The sequence below is a fragment of the Methylomonas sp. LWB genome (genome assembly GCF_001856095.1).
GTDB lineage: Bacteria > Pseudomonadota > Gammaproteobacteria > Methylococcales > Methylomonadaceae > Methylomonas > Methylomonas koyamae_A.
On record NZ_MKMC01000078.1, the window covers coordinates 170,848 to 186,422 of the forward strand.

The window sequence follows — 15,575 nt, forward strand, 5'->3', positions numbered from 1 at the left end:
GAGAAAACCATGTTTAACGCATCGATGACCATTGCCGGCTTTGACGACGAGCTGAACCAGGCAATCGCAAACGAACGCCGCCGCCAGGAAGATCACATCGAATTGATTGCCTCCGAAAACTACGCTAGCCCGCGGGTGCTGGAGGCTCAAGGCACCTTGCTGACCAACAAGTACGCCGAAGGTTATCCGGAAAAACGCTATTACGGCGGCTGCGAATATGTCGACGTCGTCGAGCGACTGGCCATAGACCGCGCCAAGGCCTTGTTCGGCGCCGATTACGCCAACGTCCAGCCGCACTCCGGTTCGCAAGCCAATATGGCGGTCTTCATGTCCTTGGTGCAACCCGGCGACACCATCCTGGGCTTGAGTCTGGCCGACGGCGGCCATTTGACCCACGGCGCCAAACCCAATTTTTCCGGCAAGATCTACAACGCGATTCAATACGGCCTAAACCCAGCCACCGGCGAAATCGACTATGAGCAAGTCGAACGCTTGGCGCTGGAGCACAAACCGAAAATGATCATCGCAGGCTTCTCGGCGTATTCCCGTATCTGGGACTGGCAGCGTTTCCGCGACATCGCCGACAAGGTTGGTGCGTACTTGGTGGTGGACATGGCTCATGTCGCCGGCCTGGTCGCCGCCGGCCTGTATCCCAATCCGGTACCGATCGCCGACGTGGTCACCAGCACCACCCATAAATCGTTGCGCGGCCCGCGCGGCGGTTTGATTTTGTGCAAATCCAATCCGGAACTGGAGAAAAAACTCAACTCCAACATTTTCCCCGGGATTCAGGGCGGCCCGCTGATGCACGTCATCGCCGCCAAAGCCGTGGCCTTCAAGGAAGCCTTGACGCCGGAATTCAAAGCCTATCAGGAACAAGTGGTCAAAAACGCCCGCGCCATGGCTGCGGTGTTTATCGAACGCGGCTACGACGTGGTATCCGGGGGCACCGACAACCATTTGATGCTGGTGTCGCTGATCCCCAAGGGCATTACCGGCAAAGCCGCCGACGCCGCGCTGGGCCGCGCCCACATTACCGTCAACAAAAACGCGGTACCCAACGACCCGCAATCGCCGTTCGTCACCAGCGGCATCCGCGTCGGCACCCCGGCCCCAACCACGCGCGGCTTCAAGGAAGCCGAAGTCCGCGAAATCGCCCAATGGATGTGCGACGTGATGGACAACCTGGAAGACGACAGCGTGATTGCCTCGGTGCGGGAAAAAGTCTCGGCTTTGTGCAAGCGGTTTCCGGTGTATTCCGCGTCTTAGCGACCACCAACCGGAATTCGCCCCGACGCAGAACAATACCGACGTAGGAGGGGCTTTCGCCGCGACGGAAGCCGTTCCCACACGGGCAGCCTTGGATTTTCCAATCGCTTACAAAGCAAGATTCAGCGCCATTGCACCAACCCCGCCCGGCTTCCCGACCATCGGCCCGGCAAGCCGGAACTGGGCATCGATTTCCAAGCAGCCGGGTTCCAACAATAATACCGCGCTACGGTTCTTCCCTTCCGATCCGACGACGCATGTCATCAAAAGCCGGTGAAACTAAAATCGACATTGTTTGAATATGGCTAAGCGAATACCTTCGACGGAAAGTCTGGAGGGACACGATTTTTGAGCCCACTGGATTTAAATGGTGAACAATTTTGACCACCCTGCCTCTGGTGATAACATGCGCCGACGGTAAGCTTGCGAACCACACCGCTCGGGAAACGGCATACATTATTCCGTGCGGTTCGCTTCCCTAACCGCACACCACGACCGGGAAGCAGAAAACCCGGCGCGGTTTAGCATCCAGCCCTAAATGACAGAAAATAAAACGATGTAACAACAAGCCACCGCCACCCAGCCGCGTGCCAGGCAGCCTAACCTATTAAATCGACCAAAGGTGAAGCAAGCCATGTCATTGACCAAAGCACACGGTGCCGCGCCGGCAGTTGCCGCGACGCTCCTTTTTTTACACAGTCAACCCGGCGCATACGCCGCCGAAACCGATAGCGACACGACCCTGCCGGCCATTGAAGTTAAAGCGCAAGCGGAAACCGAGGCGGATAACGGTTACGTCGCCAAGCGCAGCACGGCCGGTTCGAAAACCGATACGCCGCTGATCGAAACGCCGCAGGCGATCAGCGTGATCGACAATGCCGAATTCACGGCCCGCGCCGCGCAGAACATCACCCAAGCGGTAGCGTATACGCCGGGCTTGTTGACCGGCATGTTCGGGCCCAGCACCCGCGACGATTATTTCAATCTGCGCGGCTTCGACGCCCCGCAATATTTGGACGGTACCCGGCTGGCCGGAGCCAACTACGCCAATCTGCGCATAGACCCCTACAGCCTGGAACGCATCGAAGTGCTGCGCGGGCCGGCATCGGTGTTGTACGGCCAAAATCCGCCGGGCGGTTTGATCAATATGGTCAGCAAACGGCCGACCGCGCAGCCGTTTCACGAACTGCAAATGTTGGGCGGCAGCTTCGGCCGGGTGCAGGGAGCATTGGATTTCAGCGGTCCGCTCGACGATCAAGGCCAATTTTTATACCGCTTGACTGCGCTGGGCCGCGGCAGCGACAGCCAGGTCGATTTCAGCAAGGACGACCGCTATTTCGTCGCGCCCAGTTTTACTTGGCAGCCAGACGCCAACACCTCGTTGACTTTTCTGAGCCATTATCAAAAAGACGACGCCGGCAACACCATGCAGTTTCTGCCTTACCAAGGCAGCGTAGCCGGCAATCCCAACGGCCGACTGCCGACCGGCACCTTCCTCGGCGAACCCGGTTTCGACCACTACCGGCGCGAGCAATTCGCGGTCGGTTACGCCTTCGAACATCGCTTCGATCGACACTGGACCGTGCGGCAAAATCTACGCTACGCCGACGTCAAAAGCGACTATCCGGTGACGTTTGCGCTGGGTTTTGTCACCGACAACGACGGCGTGCCGGTCGATTACCGCACGGTCAGCCGGCTGGCCGGGCTGTACCGCGATCAAGCGGGGACTTTCACCCTGGACAACCACGCGCAAGCCGATTTCGCCATCGGCGATGTGCGGCATACGGCGTTGTTGGGTTTGGATTTTCGCCAAATCAACGGCGACCGCCAACGCGGTTTCGGTTCCCCCAGCGACCTGGATATGTACAGCCCGGTGTACGGCCAGCCGTTTGCCGCGCCGCAAATCGAGACTTTGGTCAACCAGCAGCAGGACCAGATCGGCTTGTACGGCCAGGACCAAATCCAATGGAAGCAATGGATCGCGACGATAGGGGTACGCTACGACTGGGCCAGCAACACCAGTTTGCGCACCGACTATTACGATGCGGATACCGACAGCGTCGATTACGCCAAGCCCCGCTACTCCGGCAGCAGCCAGGACGACGCCGCGTTTACCTACCGCACCGGTTTAAGCTATTTGTTCGATAGCGGCGTCGCACCCTACTTCAATTATTCCGAGTCTTTCGAGCCCACCGCCGGCAGCACCTTCACCGGCACGCCGTTCAAACCCACCACCGGTCAGCAATTCGAAATCGGCGTCAAATACCAACCGCCCGGTGTCAACGCCTTGATTACGCTGGCCGCATTCGAGTTGACCCAGCAAAACGTAGTGACGCCGGACCCAGACCCGGCGCACGTCGGCTTCAGCATCCAGACCGGCGCGGCGCGTTCGCGCGGCATCGAACTGGAAGGCAAGGCCCGCTTGGAGATGGGCCTGGACGTTACGGCGGCCTTGGCGCTGATCGAAAGCCAAGTCACCAAAACCAACGAGGCCAACCAACTCGGCAAGAAACTTAGCTACACGCCGGAAACGCAAGGCTCGCTGTGGCTGGATTACACCCAGCCGAGCGGTGCGCTGGCAGGATTGGGCCTGGGCGGCGGCGTGCGCTATACCGGCAGCAATTACGGTGATTTGAGCAACAGCCAAAAAGCGCCGTCATACACGCTGATCGACGCTTCTGTGCATTACGAATTGGGCAAACTGGACCGCCGCCTGCGCGGCGCCCGGCTGGGCGTGAATATCAGCAATTTGTTCGACCGCGAGTACGTCGCGACTTGCGGCGAAGGCTCATGCTACTACGGCGACCGCCGCAACGTGTTAGCGGGTTTGCGTTATAACTGGTAGGCAGCAATTCCGGCGGGCGAGGTCCGCCGGGATAATCTAATCGCGCTTGCGGAATTGGGTGGCGCCGGGCTTGACGAACGAACGCCAGACTTCGGCTGGCGTCGCCCGGCCGCTCAAGACCTTGTCTATGATGGATTTGTTGGCTTTCACGAAAAACACCAATGCAATCAGCGCGGACAGCAAGGCCAGCCAGACAATGGGCGCGGCATCGCTAGCCAATGCGGCAAGGATCTTCGCGCGGGTTTCCCGGAACAGAATGTTAACGACGAAGCTGGAGCCGATTGCCGCGGACAAGGCCGCGACGATCAACGCTTGCGGGTGGTAGCGCATCAGCCAGGCCTAATTCAAGCGCTGGCTTGATTTGATGACGGTAAATGCCGAGAGCTTGGCCTTATCCTTGTCTCCGCCGGTTCTAGCCTGGATTGCTGCATCGGCCAGCGTATCGGCCAATCCAAGAAAATCGGCGACTTCGAAGCGCATTGTCAAATTCTGCACGTGCAAGTGTACGACGCCGCATTCCCGGCAAATTTGCGCCTTGCCGAATTCGGTGGCGGCCAGGTATTCGTGATTACAGGGTTTCTTGCTCATCGGTCGTTCCTCGGGTTTGATAAAAATCAGGTGTGGCGGGTTTGCCGGTCGCAAAGTTTGGCGACCGCCAGCGATAAAAACATCTTCCAGACGATTTGTTTCGAGCCCAAATCCAGACAGCGGAAATCGGTAGCGTGCAATTCGCCCTTCTCCACCAATACCGCCAACACATCTGGCGCTATCGCGAGCTTGACGCTTTCCGTCTTGCTGAAAAATGAGAAAAATCTTTTCACGGTGACAGGGCAATTTGAGAAGTTGACTAGATGATAATTATTCTCATTTAAGACGTAAAGACATTTTTTTGCCTCCTCTAATGAAACGGTCTATTCGCGTTCAATAAGCAATGCCGTTGCGGCTCGCAAAGTGCGAAGCCAGTCCGCTGAAAGAATAGCCATTACTCAGGTTGGCGATATTCGACGTTCGATGTGGAAAAATCCCTTGGGAATAGGGAAAAACACTCGGAATGTTACGGTTTTGGTCAACCCAAACACGACCCCCAATACAGTTGACAGGGATCCGGTCAAGGACGCTTTGACCTCCCCCGCCAAGCTCATTCGCCGTATTCCAGCCGTCATATTAGCCCGGAAGGCACCTGCCTAAGTCGGTTGACAAGCCGGGAAAACCCCATAAAATGAGAATCGTTATTATTTGAAAGCAATTGATTCCCTATTTCACCGGGTGTAATTGTGATGAAAATTTTGCCCGGACCGACCTTGAGACGATAGGCCGATTCGGGCCGCGAATACTCTAGCCACCCAGCGTTCCTCGCCAGGCAGCCAACCACATTGATGCCAATTGCAGAGGAACTTATGCCCGATACCCATCCAAACCGAAACCAGCCCAGTGCCGCCAAATGGCGACTGGGCGCCTTGTTGCCGCTTGGCGCCGCCTTGAGCGGCATGGCGTTAGCCGAACCGCCGGCCGGCCAGACCGCCGATAGCGAGCAGGAAATCGTCCTCGACGACGTCAAGGTCAAAGCCGGACGCGACAAACCGACGAGCCGCTTCAAGGCCGATACCTCGACCACCGGCAGCAAAACCGAAATGGCGATCCGCGACATTCCGCAATCGATCAGCGTCGTCAAGAAAGAATTGATCGAATCGCAGAACGCCTTTAACTTGCGCGATGCGTTGCGCAACGTCAGCGGTTTGACGATCGCCGCCGGCGAAGGCGGCCGCACCGGCGACTCGATCACGCTGCGCGGCTTCGCCGCCAATTCCGACCAATATTTGGACGGCGTGAAAGACAACGGCCAATACAACCGCGATACTTTTTTCATCGAGCGCGCCGAAGTGCTGAAAGGCGCTTCGTCGATCTTGTTCGGCCGGGGCGCCACCGGCGGCGTGATCAATCAGGTCTTCAAGAAACCGACAGGCAAGACCGGCGTCAGCGGCAGCTTCACCTATGGTTTGTACGACTTCAAGCGGACCGCGATCGACGCCGAAACCAAGTATCAAGACCTGGCCGCGCGCTTGAACGTGATGTATCAGGACGCCGATTCCTACCGCGACTACAACTACAGCAACCGCTGGGGCATCGCGCCGTCGTTCAAATGGGACATCAGCGCCGATACCGACCTGACCTTGAATTTGCTCCATCAACAGGAAGACGGCGTATTCGACTACGGCGTGCCGATGTACAAAGGACGGCCGGCAGGCGTACCAATCAACACTTATTATGGCTTCGTCAACAATCGGATGTTGGACACCGATGTCAATGTGGCCACCGTGGCGCTGACTCATCGTTTTTCCAGCGATTTTTCGGTCAAAAACACCGTCCGCTACGGCGATTACGAGCGCAACTATCTGACGCACCTATATAACGGCAATGCCTCGGCCGGCGCAGCGCCGACGATAAACCGCACTCAAGCCTTGCGCCTCAACACGCAGGAGAACGTTTACAACCAGACCGACTTCGTCTATAAAAAACCGCTGTTCGGGCATAACAATATTCTGATGTTCGGCAGCGAATTCGGCTGGGAGGAATACGATTTCAAGTCGAAAAACTCGACGCGCGCCAACGGCACCACAACCACGTTTCCAGTCTCGATTTTCGACCCAATATTGACGGCCAGTACGCCGCTGACGGCGGTCGATTTCAGCGGAACCCTGGCGACCAACCGCTTGACGCATACCCAAACCTATGCCGGCTACGTGCTGGATCAGTTCGACATCACCCCGCAAATCAAATTGCTCGGCGGCACTCGCTACGACGTGTTCGATGCCCAGCAAGACGACAGGCTCGGCGTATTGAACTTTTCGCGCAGCGACAGCCAATTCAGTCCGCGCGGCGGCATCGTCTGGCAACCGGCCAATTGGCAATCCTACTATTTCAGTTACGGCAAATCCTTCAACCCATCGGCCGAAAGCCTTAGTCTAACGGCGAACAATGCCAACCTGCCGCCCGAACAAAACAACAACTACGAGATCGGCGCCAAATTCGACTTGTTCGACGGTAAGCTCTCGGCCACCGCCGCGTTATTCCGCTTGGAAAAGACCAATGCCCGCACCACGTCGCCGCTCGACTCCGCCTTGCAAGTGCTGGCCGGAGAACAGCGTACCGACGGCTTCGAAGCCGGTCTGGCCGGCGAAATCCTACCGAAATGGGATGTGTCGCTGACCTACGCCTATTTGGATGCGAAAATTATCAAATCCAACACCACCGCCACCGGCTCGGTGAGCGGCCAGGTGAAGTCCTATGAAGGCATGACCGCGACGAACGTCCCGGAACACAGCGGGGTGGCCTGGACCACCTACCACTTGACCGACAACTGGGAAATCGGTGGCGGAGTGTATTACGCGAGCCATCGGTATGCCGACAGCGTCAACGAAGCGGTATTGCCGGGTTACGCCCGCCTGGATGCGGTGGTGGCCTACCACCAAAAGCATTACGACGTGCAGCTCAACGTATTCAATCTGACCGACACCGTCTATTACGAATCCGGCCAAACCAACTCGGCCTTGCCCGGCACGCCGGTGTCCGGACAATTGACGGTCGGTTTTAAGTATTAATTCAGCCCGACCGGCGCAAGATACGCCTGTTTGCCGCCGCCGAATGCTCGACAACCCGAGTTCGGCGGCGGCATCCGCAAACCTTTCCAATTTAACGACGACCCGCCCATGAATACCACCGCCGACACCACCGCAACGCCAGCTCGCCGCCCGCAACACAAGCCGAACGGCGGCTATTTATTCCTGCCCCACTCGCTCTCGCGCGGCGCTTTTTTAAAATGGCTGCGCCGCACCCACGCCTGGTTCGGTCTGTGGGGCGCCTCGCTGGGGCTATTGTTCGGCTTTACCGGCATCCTGCTGAACCACCGCGACGTGATGAAAATTCCGATCGGCCGCATGGAGCCTCGGGAAATCCAGTTGGCGCTGCCCGACCCCCGCCCCGCCGACCCGAAGGCGCTGGCCGCGTGGTTGGGGCAAACCTTGAGCGTGGACACCCACCTCGCCCGAATCCGCCGCGAACCGGCCCGAACCCTGATTTGGCACGATCAGCCGGTTCAACAACCGGCGTCCTGGCAAATCAACATCCGCAACCCGCAGCACCTGTTGTCGGCGGACTATTGGGAAGGCAACGCCTTCGTCACGGTTAAGCAAAGCGACGCGAACCTGTTGCAAACCTTGAACAATCTGCACAAAGGCACCGGCATGGGGGTCGGTTGGGTATTGTTGATCGATACCTTGGCCGGCGGCCTGATCTTGCTGAGCTTGACCGGTACGCTGCTTTGGACCCGCCTGCACGGCAGCCGCTTGGCCGCCGCCGGGCTGGGTTTCGGCTCGTTAACTCTCGCGACCTTTTTTATCCTGCAAGCGATAGGCGGCTAAGCGATGCTGATCGAAATACCGGAAGTGCTGTCGGTCCAGGCCTTGCAACAATGCCGAGAACTGTTGGCCGACGCGCCGTGGACCGACGGCCGGATTACCGCCGGCAGCCAATCGGCTCAAGTTAAAAACAACGATCAGCTGCCGGAACAAAGTCCGCAAAGCCAGGCGCTGCGGACCATCGTGCGGGACGCTCTCAACCAAAGCCCGCTGTTTCTGTCGGCGGCCCTGCCCAAGCAAATTTTCCCGCCGCTGTTCAACCGCTACGCCGGCGAGCGCAATACCTTCGGCGACCACATCGACAATGCGATCCGCCATTGTCCGGTCACCGGCCAACGGGTGCGCACCGACTTGTCGGCCACGCTGTTTTTGACCGATCCGGACAGTTACGACGGCGGCGAACTGGTCATCGAAGATACTTACGGCCGACACACCGTGAAACTGGCCGCCGGCGACATGGTGCTATACCCCGGCTCCAGCCTGCACCGGGTCGAACCGGTGACTCGCGGCGCGCGTATTGCCAGTTTCTTCTGGATAGAAAGCATGGTGCGCGAGACCGAAAAGCGCCGCTTGCTGTTCGAGATGGATATGGCCATCCTGGAACTGCGCGCCACGCGCGGCGATACCGCGCCCGCCGTCAATCTGACCGGCTGTTACCACAACCTGCTCAGAATGTGGGCCGAGGTCTGAAACCAAGCGCCGCTTGCTATTCGCTGGCGTCCGGCGTAGTGTCCCGGTCACATCGACCACTTCGGAGAACGCCGATGACCCCATCCACCTCGACCCGGATCAAATGCGCGCTGGTCTTCATCCTGTTCATGGTCTTCAGCATCGGCCCGATTCCGATCACCAGTTCGATCGGCTTGTACGTATCGCTGTTTCGCCCGCGTTGGTTTAAGACGCTGGTGGACACTCTCTACGCGGATCTCGACGACCGCAGCCGCTGACCCGCCGCCTGCTGCCGTATCGGCAGCACGTGCTGAGCGACCGCCCACCGACCGAGGCCCTGCACCACCGCCGGCCTGCGCTCAAACCCAAGCGCCGTGCGGATCGTCCAAATAGCTCTCCGCCGCCGATATGCCGTCATCGTCGCCGCGCTTCTGATTGTGTTATCTAGGCCCGACCTGCCGCGCAAAATGCCGACCGACATACTCTCAACCGTAGACCCGCACGCCGGATGTCAACACGCCAGCCAACACCTTTGAAGTTGATCGGTCCGGGATGTACGGGCTCGCCACCGGCGTCGAACCGCGGAGAATGACTTAAGCGACTTCCTGCTCGCTGACCCGACGGCTGGCGGGCAGCATGCCGTACAAGCCCAATTTGTGGCGCAGCACGTTGCGGCTGATATCCAGCATTTTGGCGGTTTGCACCTGATTCCGCTCGCAGTATTCGAAAGCCGAGCGAATCACGGTTTCCTCGATGATTTCAAACAACTTGGGCGGCGTCTGGTCGAACAAACGCTGCAGCGCGTTTTCCAACGAGACCGTCGAAATCGACGGACTTTGCTCGGCGACACGCACCCCGGACAACTTGAAGTCCTCCGGCCGCAGCCGATTGCCGGGGCACACCAGCAAGGCTCGATGCACGGCGTTTTCCAGTTCTCGAATATTGCCGGGCCAGTCGTAATTCAACAGCGCCACTTCGGCTGCCGGGGTCAGTTTGACGTCGCCGTAACCCAGGCGATCGGCATATATCTTCAGGAAATGTTCGGTCAGCGGCAAGATATCGCCCGGCCGTTCCCGCAACGGCGCCAACTGGATCGTCGCGACGTTGAAGCGGTAATACAAATCGGCGCGGAAATGCTGAGCGGCGACCGCGTCTTCCAGATTGACGTTGGTAGCGGCGATGATGCGTACGTCCACCGGCACCGGATGGCGCGAGCCGACCTTGACCACTTCGCGTTCCTGCAGGACCCTAAGCAATTTGGCTTGCAAACCCAGCGGCAAGTCGCCGACTTCGTCCAGAAACAAGCTACCTTTGTTGGCGGTCTCGAACCAGCCCAACTTGGTGGACAGCGCGCCGGTAAACGAGCCGCGCTCGTGGCCGAACAATTCGCTCTCGATCAGGTTTTCACTCAAGGCCGCGCAATTCAACGCGCCGAAGGTTTCCCGGTGGCGCTTGCTCAAGGCGTGAATATGCCGGGCCACCAGCTCCTTGCCGGTGCCGGTTTCGCCGATGATCAATACCGTCGCGTCGCTGGGCGCGATCCGTTCGATCTGTTCCAGCAAGCGCCGCGATACCGGGTCTTCGAAGACCAACGCGCTAGCCCTGACCGACAAGGCCAGCGAGCGCGATTGTTGTTCGTCAAAAGCCAATAAAGTCATAAGTCCCCCGGATTCCGGCTAGCGTTGCATCGCATATCAAATAGTTCACAAGTCGTCCGAACCGCGCCTTCGCGCCGCGCACATGCCGGCACCGATGCCGCGGCACTTTCGAGCAACGGTTCGAAACCCGCAAAACGGTGATTCTTGTTCCGGAATCAATATACAAGCCGGTCATATAGCGAATAAAACGTTAATTTTCGAAAATTAAATCGAATTTACAGATAAACAACTTACAGCGCGGGGATGGCGGGCCGATGCGTTGCCCATGTTTGGCTTGCCGCGCGCGAGGTGCTTTAAGTCCTTGCCCAACCCCGGCCGGCCTCAATCGCCGCTGAAACCGCTCCCACGAGCGAATTTGTGTTTTAGCGAAATAGCGCACGATTGGGCAATACCGCTTGGCGGGCATATTTCCGACATTTTCAGATGGGCGGCGCTTTAGCGGCGACCAAACCTGTCCCGCGCCGGGCGCTTAAATTCGCGACCGACCAGACCTCATTCGGTCAAACAGCCCCGATTCGAGCAACTGTTGATCCAGCAACACCCAACAAACAGAAAGACCAAAAATCTGGTGCCTGTTCAGCACCGAACCCAGCCGCGATCCGCTCCACCGTGTCGTCCGGCACCGTGGGCGCGGCGGCGGCCAAGGATAAAGTATCCATTAGAAATCAATGCCTTGCTGCCAAACTCGCCGAACAAAACCCATCCTCTCGGCGGCGATTCGCGCAAGCTGGCACGCCTCGTGCGAAAGTCGTTGCGAAGTCGGCCGAAATCCGCGCCGATGCGGTGGTGCTTGATACGCGCCGCGTCGAACGAGCTAACGCCCGGCGAGTCGGGTACCGGCAAGGTCTCCGCCAGAGAACCCAGCCCCGCGCCGACTTTCACAGCAATGCGTACCGATGAACGAGGAATATCGACATGAGCAATCTTTTCGCGACACGCCACCATTTCCAGCCGCTCGCGGCCGGGTCGAACTGGCAGGCCGGCGGTTTGTTACCGCTGGAGCCGACCGGCGCGGCGGCCGGCGAGCTGGCGCTGAATCCGCTGGCCGGCGCTTTGCAAGGCTTTCAATACCGTAGCGCGACCAGCGACCACAAATGGTTCGACTATGTCTTGCTGGGCGTGCTATCGGTGCTGATTCACAGCGCGGCGATGGACCAATTTCGCGGCGCGTCGCTGGAGCAGGATTTCGTGGAACCGCCCAAGCCGGAACCCAAGGTGCAAATTACCTTGAGCCGGCCGCGCCCGGTGGTGCCGCCGCCGATCGTGCAAGCGCCGCCGCCCAAGCCCAAGGTCGTGCCGCTCAAGCCGCCCAAGGAAAAACCCAAGCCGGTGTTGAAGCCGGTTGTCCAGCAAGCGCCGGTACCCGATCCGACGCCGGCGCCTATCGTCGACGCCGCGCCGACTCCTGCTCCACCGGCACCGCCGGCGCCGGTGGTCGAGGAAAAGATCACGCCGCCGACTGCCGGCGCCGACTACCTGAACAATCCGCCGCCCGAATACCCGGAAATCGCTCAGGAACGCGGCTGGGAAGGCAAAGTGCTGATGAAGGTCCACGTTCAACCCAACGGCAAGCCGGATAGCGTCAGCGTCGTCAAATCCAGCGGCCAAGCGGTACTGGACGACGCGGCGGTCAAAACCGTTTCCAAATGGTCCTTCGTACCGGCCAAGCGCGGCGACACGCCGGTCGCCGGCTACGTGACCGTTCCGATTACTTTTAACTTATCTTGAGGTACTTCATGTCCGATATCGCCACCTCCGTCATCGTTGACGGCACTTTGAACACTCTGATCGGCGCGTCCGTGATCACCTGGGCGCTGATCCTGATCAAGGGCATCCAGCACATCCGGATTTCCTACCACAACCGCAATTTCAGCAAGCGCTTCTGGGGCGCGCCGGACATTCAGGCCGCCGCCCAATTCCAGGACCAGCAGGGCCCGGCGGCCCGCGTGGCGGGCATCGGATTTTCGACCTTGATCGAAACCGACAGCGGCGCCTCGACCCACGATTTGGAACACACTTGGGACCGCCAGGAGCTGCTGGATCGTCGTCTGCGCCAGCAAATGCAAAAAGAGCGCGGCTCGTTGGAAAGCGGCCTGGCCGTGCTGGCCACCATCGGCAGCATCTCGCCCTTCGTCGGACTGTTCGGCACGGTGTGGGGCATCATGGGCGCGCTGACCAACATCAGCAAAAGCGGCTCGGCCAGTCTGGAAGTGGTCGCCGGCCCGATCGGCGAGGCCTTGGTGGCCACGGCGGTCGGTATCGCGGTCGCGGTACCGGCGGTGGTCGGCTACAACTTCTTCATTCGCCGCAACAAAGTGATCTGGGCCTTCCTGGACGACTTCGCGATCGACTTCGTGCATCTGGCCCTGAAAAACGCCTTCGTCATCGAGCGCGCCAGCGCCGCGAAGCCCGCCAAACTGACTGAAATCGGCGGCGGCAAAAAAACCCGCGATGCCGCTCATGAAGACTTAATCGCGAAGGAGGCGCACGCTTAATGGCCATCAATACCAAAGACAACGGCGGCGACGACGACGTGATGGGTGAAATCAACGTCACCCCGCTGGTGGACGTGATGCTGGTGCTGCTGGTGGTGTTCATCGTCACCGCCCCACTGTTGACCAACGCGGTCCACGTGAATCTGCCCAAGACCGCCGAAACCGCGCCGCCCGAGGAAAAAGCCGCCGTCTACCTGAGCGTGGACGCCACCGGCAAAGTCTTCATCGACAAACAGGAATACGCGGTCGATGCGGTCGAAACCGAATTGAAAAACCGCAAGGCCGCCGATCCGGAACTGGCGCTGAACCTGAATGCCGACGACGGCGTGCAATACGGCGTCGTCGCCAAGGTGATGGCCGCGATCGAACGGGCCGGCGTCACCAAACTGGCGGTATTGACCGCTCCCCAATAACCGCACCTCCCACCCCGGCCAGCCCCTAATGCCGTTTGACCGTTCGTCCTGAGCTTGTCGAAGGGCGAATGGTTAAGCCGTTCATGGTTCGACAAGCTCACCACGAACGGCTTAACTTAACGACATTGGGCCGGCGCCGGGATGGCTTTTTGTTTTTAGGAGACGCTGCATGGCGCGCCAAACCGCCAACGACTTCCACCCGGAAGCCTTGAAAAAATTCGACGAATACGTCCACGGCGATATTTCCCGCCGCGAGTTCCTGTCCTCGGTCCCCAAATACGCCCTGCTCGGCCTGACCGCCGAGGCCTTGCTGGATGCGCTGAACCCGCGCTTCGCCCAAGCCCAGCAGGTGGCCGGCAACGATCCGCGCATCAAAACCAGTTACCTGGAATACCCGTCGCCGCAGGGCAACGGCAAGGTGCGCGGGTATCTGGCGCAACCGGCCAACGCCAAGGGCAAACTGCCGGTGGTGTTGGTCATCCACGAAAATCGCGGGCTGAACCCGCATATCGAAGATATCGCCCGCCGACTGGCGCTGGATAACTTCATTGCCTTCGCGCCCGACGCACTGTTCACGCTGGGCGGCTATCCGGGCGACGAAGACAAGGCCAGGGAACTGTTCCAGAAACTGGACAAAGCCAAAACCCAAAACGATTTTCTGGCCGCCGCGCAAGCCCTGAAAAAGCTGCCGGGCGGCAACGGCAAACTCGGCGCGGTCGGCTTTTGTTACGGCGGCGGCATCGTCAATTTCCTAGCGACCCGATTGCCCGACTTGGCCGCCGGCGTACCATTCTACGGCGCCCAGCCGCCGGCCGAGGATGTCGCCATGATCAAGGCGGCCTTGCTGATTCACTACGCGGGTGTCGACGACCGCATCAACGCCGGTTGGCCGGCCTTCGAAGCGGCCCTGCAAAAGGCCGGCACCAATTACGAAGCCTATACCTATGCCGGCGTCCAGCACGGTTTCAACAACGACACGACGCCGCGTTACGACGCCGGTACCGCCAAACTGGCCTGGGACCGGACCGTCGCCTTCTTCAACGCTTATTTACGCGACAGCTAACGCGCGGAGGTTCACGTGAAAGTGGAAGTACATGTCTGGGATTGGCCGTTGCGGCTGTTTCACTGGCTGTTGGTATTGGCGGTCACCGGTGCCTATTTGACCGGCAAGGCCGGCGGCGAATGGACCGACTGGCACGGCCGCTTCGGCAGCCTGACCCTCGGCCTGGTGGTGTTCCGCCTACTCTGGGGCTTTGTCGGCAATACCCACGCCCGCTTCGTCAACTTTTTCCCGACGCTGTCCCGCCTGCTGGCTTACGTCCGGGGCGACTGGCAAGGCGTCGGTCACAATCCGGCCGGCGCGCTGGCGGTGTTCGCGTTGCTGACGGTGTTGGCGGTGCTGGTCGGTACCGGTTTGTTCGCCAACGACGACATCGCTTTCGAAGGCCCGCTGTTCGATCTGATCGACAAGGATTTCAGCGACAAACTCAGCGGCTGGCATATCCGTAGCGTTAACGTCCTGCTGTTTTTAGTCGGCGCCCACGTCGCGGCGATTGCGTTTTACCAACGCGTCAAAAAAGCCGATCTGGTCGTGCCGATGCTGACCGGCAAGAAGCGCCTGCCCCGCTCGCTGGCCCCGGCCGACGCACGTCCGGCCGGCGTCTTGCGGCTGACCGCCAGTTTGCTGATCGCCGCGACGGTGGTCTGGAGCGTCTGGGGCGGCGACCCCTTGCGCTATTTGCCGCCGTTGGCCGGCGTGCGGTCGGCGCAAGCCGGCGGACGCTGAGGCGCAGGCCCGGCTTCACCGAACG

Annotated in this window: 16 protein-coding genes; 12 read left to right on the forward strand and 4 right to left on the reverse strand. The window is 59.6% G+C overall.

Annotated elements, in window-relative coordinates:
- Window positions 1-9 precede the first annotated feature (9 nt).
- Together glyA and BJL95_RS21550 are read left to right on the forward strand one after the other, a co-directional pair.
- Entirely contained in the window at window positions 10-1,269 is a 1,260-nt protein-coding gene (glyA, locus tag BJL95_RS21545) for a serine hydroxymethyltransferase (protein WP_071160682.1), read from the forward strand.
- A 634-nt stretch (window positions 1,270-1,903) separates the two neighbouring features.
- Complete coding sequence (locus BJL95_RS21550; RefSeq protein ID WP_083386202.1) at window positions 1,904-4,114, forward strand: TonB-dependent siderophore receptor; 2,211 nt, start codon at window positions 1,904-1,906, stop codon at window positions 4,112-4,114.
- A gap of 36 nt (window positions 4,115-4,150) precedes the next feature.
- Here the strand turns inward: BJL95_RS21550 and BJL95_RS21555 are convergent, their stop codons facing one another.
- Genes BJL95_RS21555 through BJL95_RS21565 form a run of 3 tightly spaced genes read right to left on the reverse strand, consistent with a single transcriptional unit; the run spans window position 4,151 to window position 4,935 of the window.
- Window positions 4,151-4,444, reverse strand: coding sequence for a hypothetical protein (locus tag BJL95_RS21555; RefSeq protein ID WP_071160683.1), 294 nt, complete (start codon window positions 4,442-4,444; stop codon window positions 4,151-4,153).
- A 9-nt stretch (window positions 4,445-4,453) separates the two neighbouring features.
- Window positions 4,454-4,702 (reverse strand): hypothetical protein, encoded by a 249-nt coding sequence (locus BJL95_RS21560; RefSeq protein WP_071160684.1) that lies wholly within the window; start codon window positions 4,700-4,702, stop codon window positions 4,454-4,456.
- A 26-nt stretch (window positions 4,703-4,728) separates the two neighbouring features.
- Complete coding sequence (locus BJL95_RS21565; RefSeq protein WP_064025604.1) at window positions 4,729-4,935, reverse strand: hypothetical protein; 207 nt, start codon at window positions 4,933-4,935, stop codon at window positions 4,729-4,731.
- Window positions 4,936-5,511: 576 nt separating this feature from the next.
- On the opposite strand from BJL95_RS21565, the gene BJL95_RS21570 reads away from it, so the two are divergent.
- The 4 genes from BJL95_RS21570 to BJL95_RS21585 all read left to right on the forward strand — a co-directional run bounded on the left by BJL95_RS21570 (window position 5,512) and on the right by BJL95_RS21585 (window position 9,476).
- The gene (locus BJL95_RS21570; RefSeq protein ID WP_071160685.1) at window positions 5,512-7,713 is read left to right on the forward strand and encodes a TonB-dependent siderophore receptor; all 2,202 of its coding nucleotides are present in this window, start codon (window positions 5,512-5,514) and stop codon (window positions 7,711-7,713) included.
- 108 nt (window positions 7,714-7,821) lie between these two features.
- Window positions 7,822-8,532 (forward strand): PepSY-associated TM helix domain-containing protein, encoded by a 711-nt coding sequence (locus tag BJL95_RS21575; protein WP_071160715.1) that lies wholly within the window; start codon window positions 7,822-7,824, stop codon window positions 8,530-8,532.
- Between the two features lie 3 nt (window positions 8,533-8,535).
- The gene (locus BJL95_RS21580) at window positions 8,536-9,219 is read left to right on the forward strand and encodes a Fe2+-dependent dioxygenase (protein ID WP_071160686.1); all 684 of its coding nucleotides are present in this window, start codon (window positions 8,536-8,538) and stop codon (window positions 9,217-9,219) included.
- Window positions 9,220-9,293: 74 nt separating this feature from the next.
- Window positions 9,294-9,476 (forward strand): hypothetical protein, encoded by a 183-nt coding sequence (locus BJL95_RS21585; RefSeq protein WP_071160687.1) that lies wholly within the window; start codon window positions 9,294-9,296, stop codon window positions 9,474-9,476.
- 315 nt (window positions 9,477-9,791) lie between these two features.
- Here BJL95_RS21585 and BJL95_RS21590 read toward each other — a convergent pair whose 3' ends face one another.
- Window positions 9,792-10,856, reverse strand: a complete 1,065-nt coding sequence (locus BJL95_RS21590; RefSeq protein ID WP_064025592.1) for a sigma-54-dependent Fis family transcriptional regulator — start codon at window positions 10,854-10,856, stop codon at window positions 9,792-9,794.
- Window positions 10,857-11,279: 423 nt separating this feature from the next.
- Between BJL95_RS21590 and BJL95_RS24925 the strand changes: the two genes are divergently transcribed.
- From BJL95_RS24925 to BJL95_RS21620, 6 genes are all read left to right on the forward strand, one after another.
- Entirely contained in the window at window positions 11,280-11,756 is a 477-nt protein-coding gene (locus BJL95_RS24925) for a hypothetical protein (protein ID WP_139306373.1), read from the forward strand.
- Between the two features lie 15 nt (window positions 11,757-11,771).
- Window positions 11,772-12,584: an energy transducer TonB gene (locus BJL95_RS21600; RefSeq protein WP_071160689.1), complete on the forward strand. Its 813-nt coding sequence runs from the start codon at window positions 11,772-11,774 to the stop codon at window positions 12,582-12,584.
- A gap of 8 nt (window positions 12,585-12,592) precedes the next feature.
- Window positions 12,593-13,351: a MotA/TolQ/ExbB proton channel family protein gene (locus BJL95_RS21605; protein WP_071160690.1), complete on the forward strand. Its 759-nt coding sequence runs from the start codon at window positions 12,593-12,595 to the stop codon at window positions 13,349-13,351.
- Entirely contained in the window at window positions 13,351-13,764 is a 414-nt protein-coding gene (locus BJL95_RS21610; RefSeq protein WP_071160691.1) for a biopolymer transporter ExbD, read from the forward strand. The genes BJL95_RS21605 and BJL95_RS21610 overlap by 1 nt, the downstream gene beginning before the upstream one ends.
- A 169-nt stretch (window positions 13,765-13,933) precedes the next feature.
- Window positions 13,934-14,827, forward strand: coding sequence for a dienelactone hydrolase family protein (locus tag BJL95_RS21615; RefSeq protein ID WP_071160692.1), 894 nt, complete (start codon window positions 13,934-13,936; stop codon window positions 14,825-14,827).
- Between the two features lie 15 nt (window positions 14,828-14,842).
- Window positions 14,843-15,550: a cytochrome b/b6 domain-containing protein gene (locus BJL95_RS21620; RefSeq protein ID WP_064025581.1), complete on the forward strand. Its 708-nt coding sequence runs from the start codon at window positions 14,843-14,845 to the stop codon at window positions 15,548-15,550.
- Window positions 15,551-15,575: the final 25 nt, after the last annotated feature.

Bases quoted from the DNA above. Each gene is read 5' to 3' on its own strand.
- glyA (WP_071160682.1), top strand. From the start codon at position 10: ATGTTTAACGCATCGATGACCATTGCCGGCTTTGACGACGAGCTGAAC.
- BJL95_RS21550 (WP_083386202.1), top strand. From the start codon at position 1,904: ATGTCATTGACCAAAGCACACGGTGCCGCGCCGGCAGTTGCCGCGACG.
- BJL95_RS21555 (WP_071160683.1), bottom strand. From the start codon at position 4,444: ATGCGCTACCACCCGCAAGCGTTGATCGTCGCGGCCTTGTCCGCGGCA.
- BJL95_RS21560 (WP_071160684.1), bottom strand. From the start codon at position 4,702: ATGAGCAAGAAACCCTGTAATCACGAATACCTGGCCGCCACCGAATTC.
- BJL95_RS21570 (WP_071160685.1), top strand. From the start codon at position 5,512: ATGCCCGATACCCATCCAAACCGAAACCAGCCCAGTGCCGCCAAATGG.
- BJL95_RS21575 (WP_071160715.1), top strand. From the start codon at position 7,822: ATGAATACCACCGCCGACACCACCGCAACGCCAGCTCGCCGCCCGCAA.
- BJL95_RS21580 (WP_071160686.1), top strand. From the start codon at position 8,536: ATGCTGATCGAAATACCGGAAGTGCTGTCGGTCCAGGCCTTGCAACAA.
- BJL95_RS21585 (WP_071160687.1), top strand. From the start codon at position 9,294: ATGACCCCATCCACCTCGACCCGGATCAAATGCGCGCTGGTCTTCATC.
- BJL95_RS21590 (WP_064025592.1), bottom strand. From the start codon at position 10,856: ATGACTTTATTGGCTTTTGACGAACAACAATCGCGCTCGCTGGCCTTG.
- BJL95_RS24925 (WP_139306373.1), top strand. From the start codon at position 11,280: ATGGGCGGCGCTTTAGCGGCGACCAAACCTGTCCCGCGCCGGGCGCTT.
- BJL95_RS21600 (WP_071160689.1), top strand. From the start codon at position 11,772: ATGAGCAATCTTTTCGCGACACGCCACCATTTCCAGCCGCTCGCGGCC.
- BJL95_RS21605 (WP_071160690.1), top strand. From the start codon at position 12,593: ATGTCCGATATCGCCACCTCCGTCATCGTTGACGGCACTTTGAACACT.
- BJL95_RS21610 (WP_071160691.1), top strand. From the start codon at position 13,351: ATGGCCATCAATACCAAAGACAACGGCGGCGACGACGACGTGATGGGT.
- BJL95_RS21615 (WP_071160692.1), top strand. From the start codon at position 13,934: ATGGCGCGCCAAACCGCCAACGACTTCCACCCGGAAGCCTTGAAAAAA.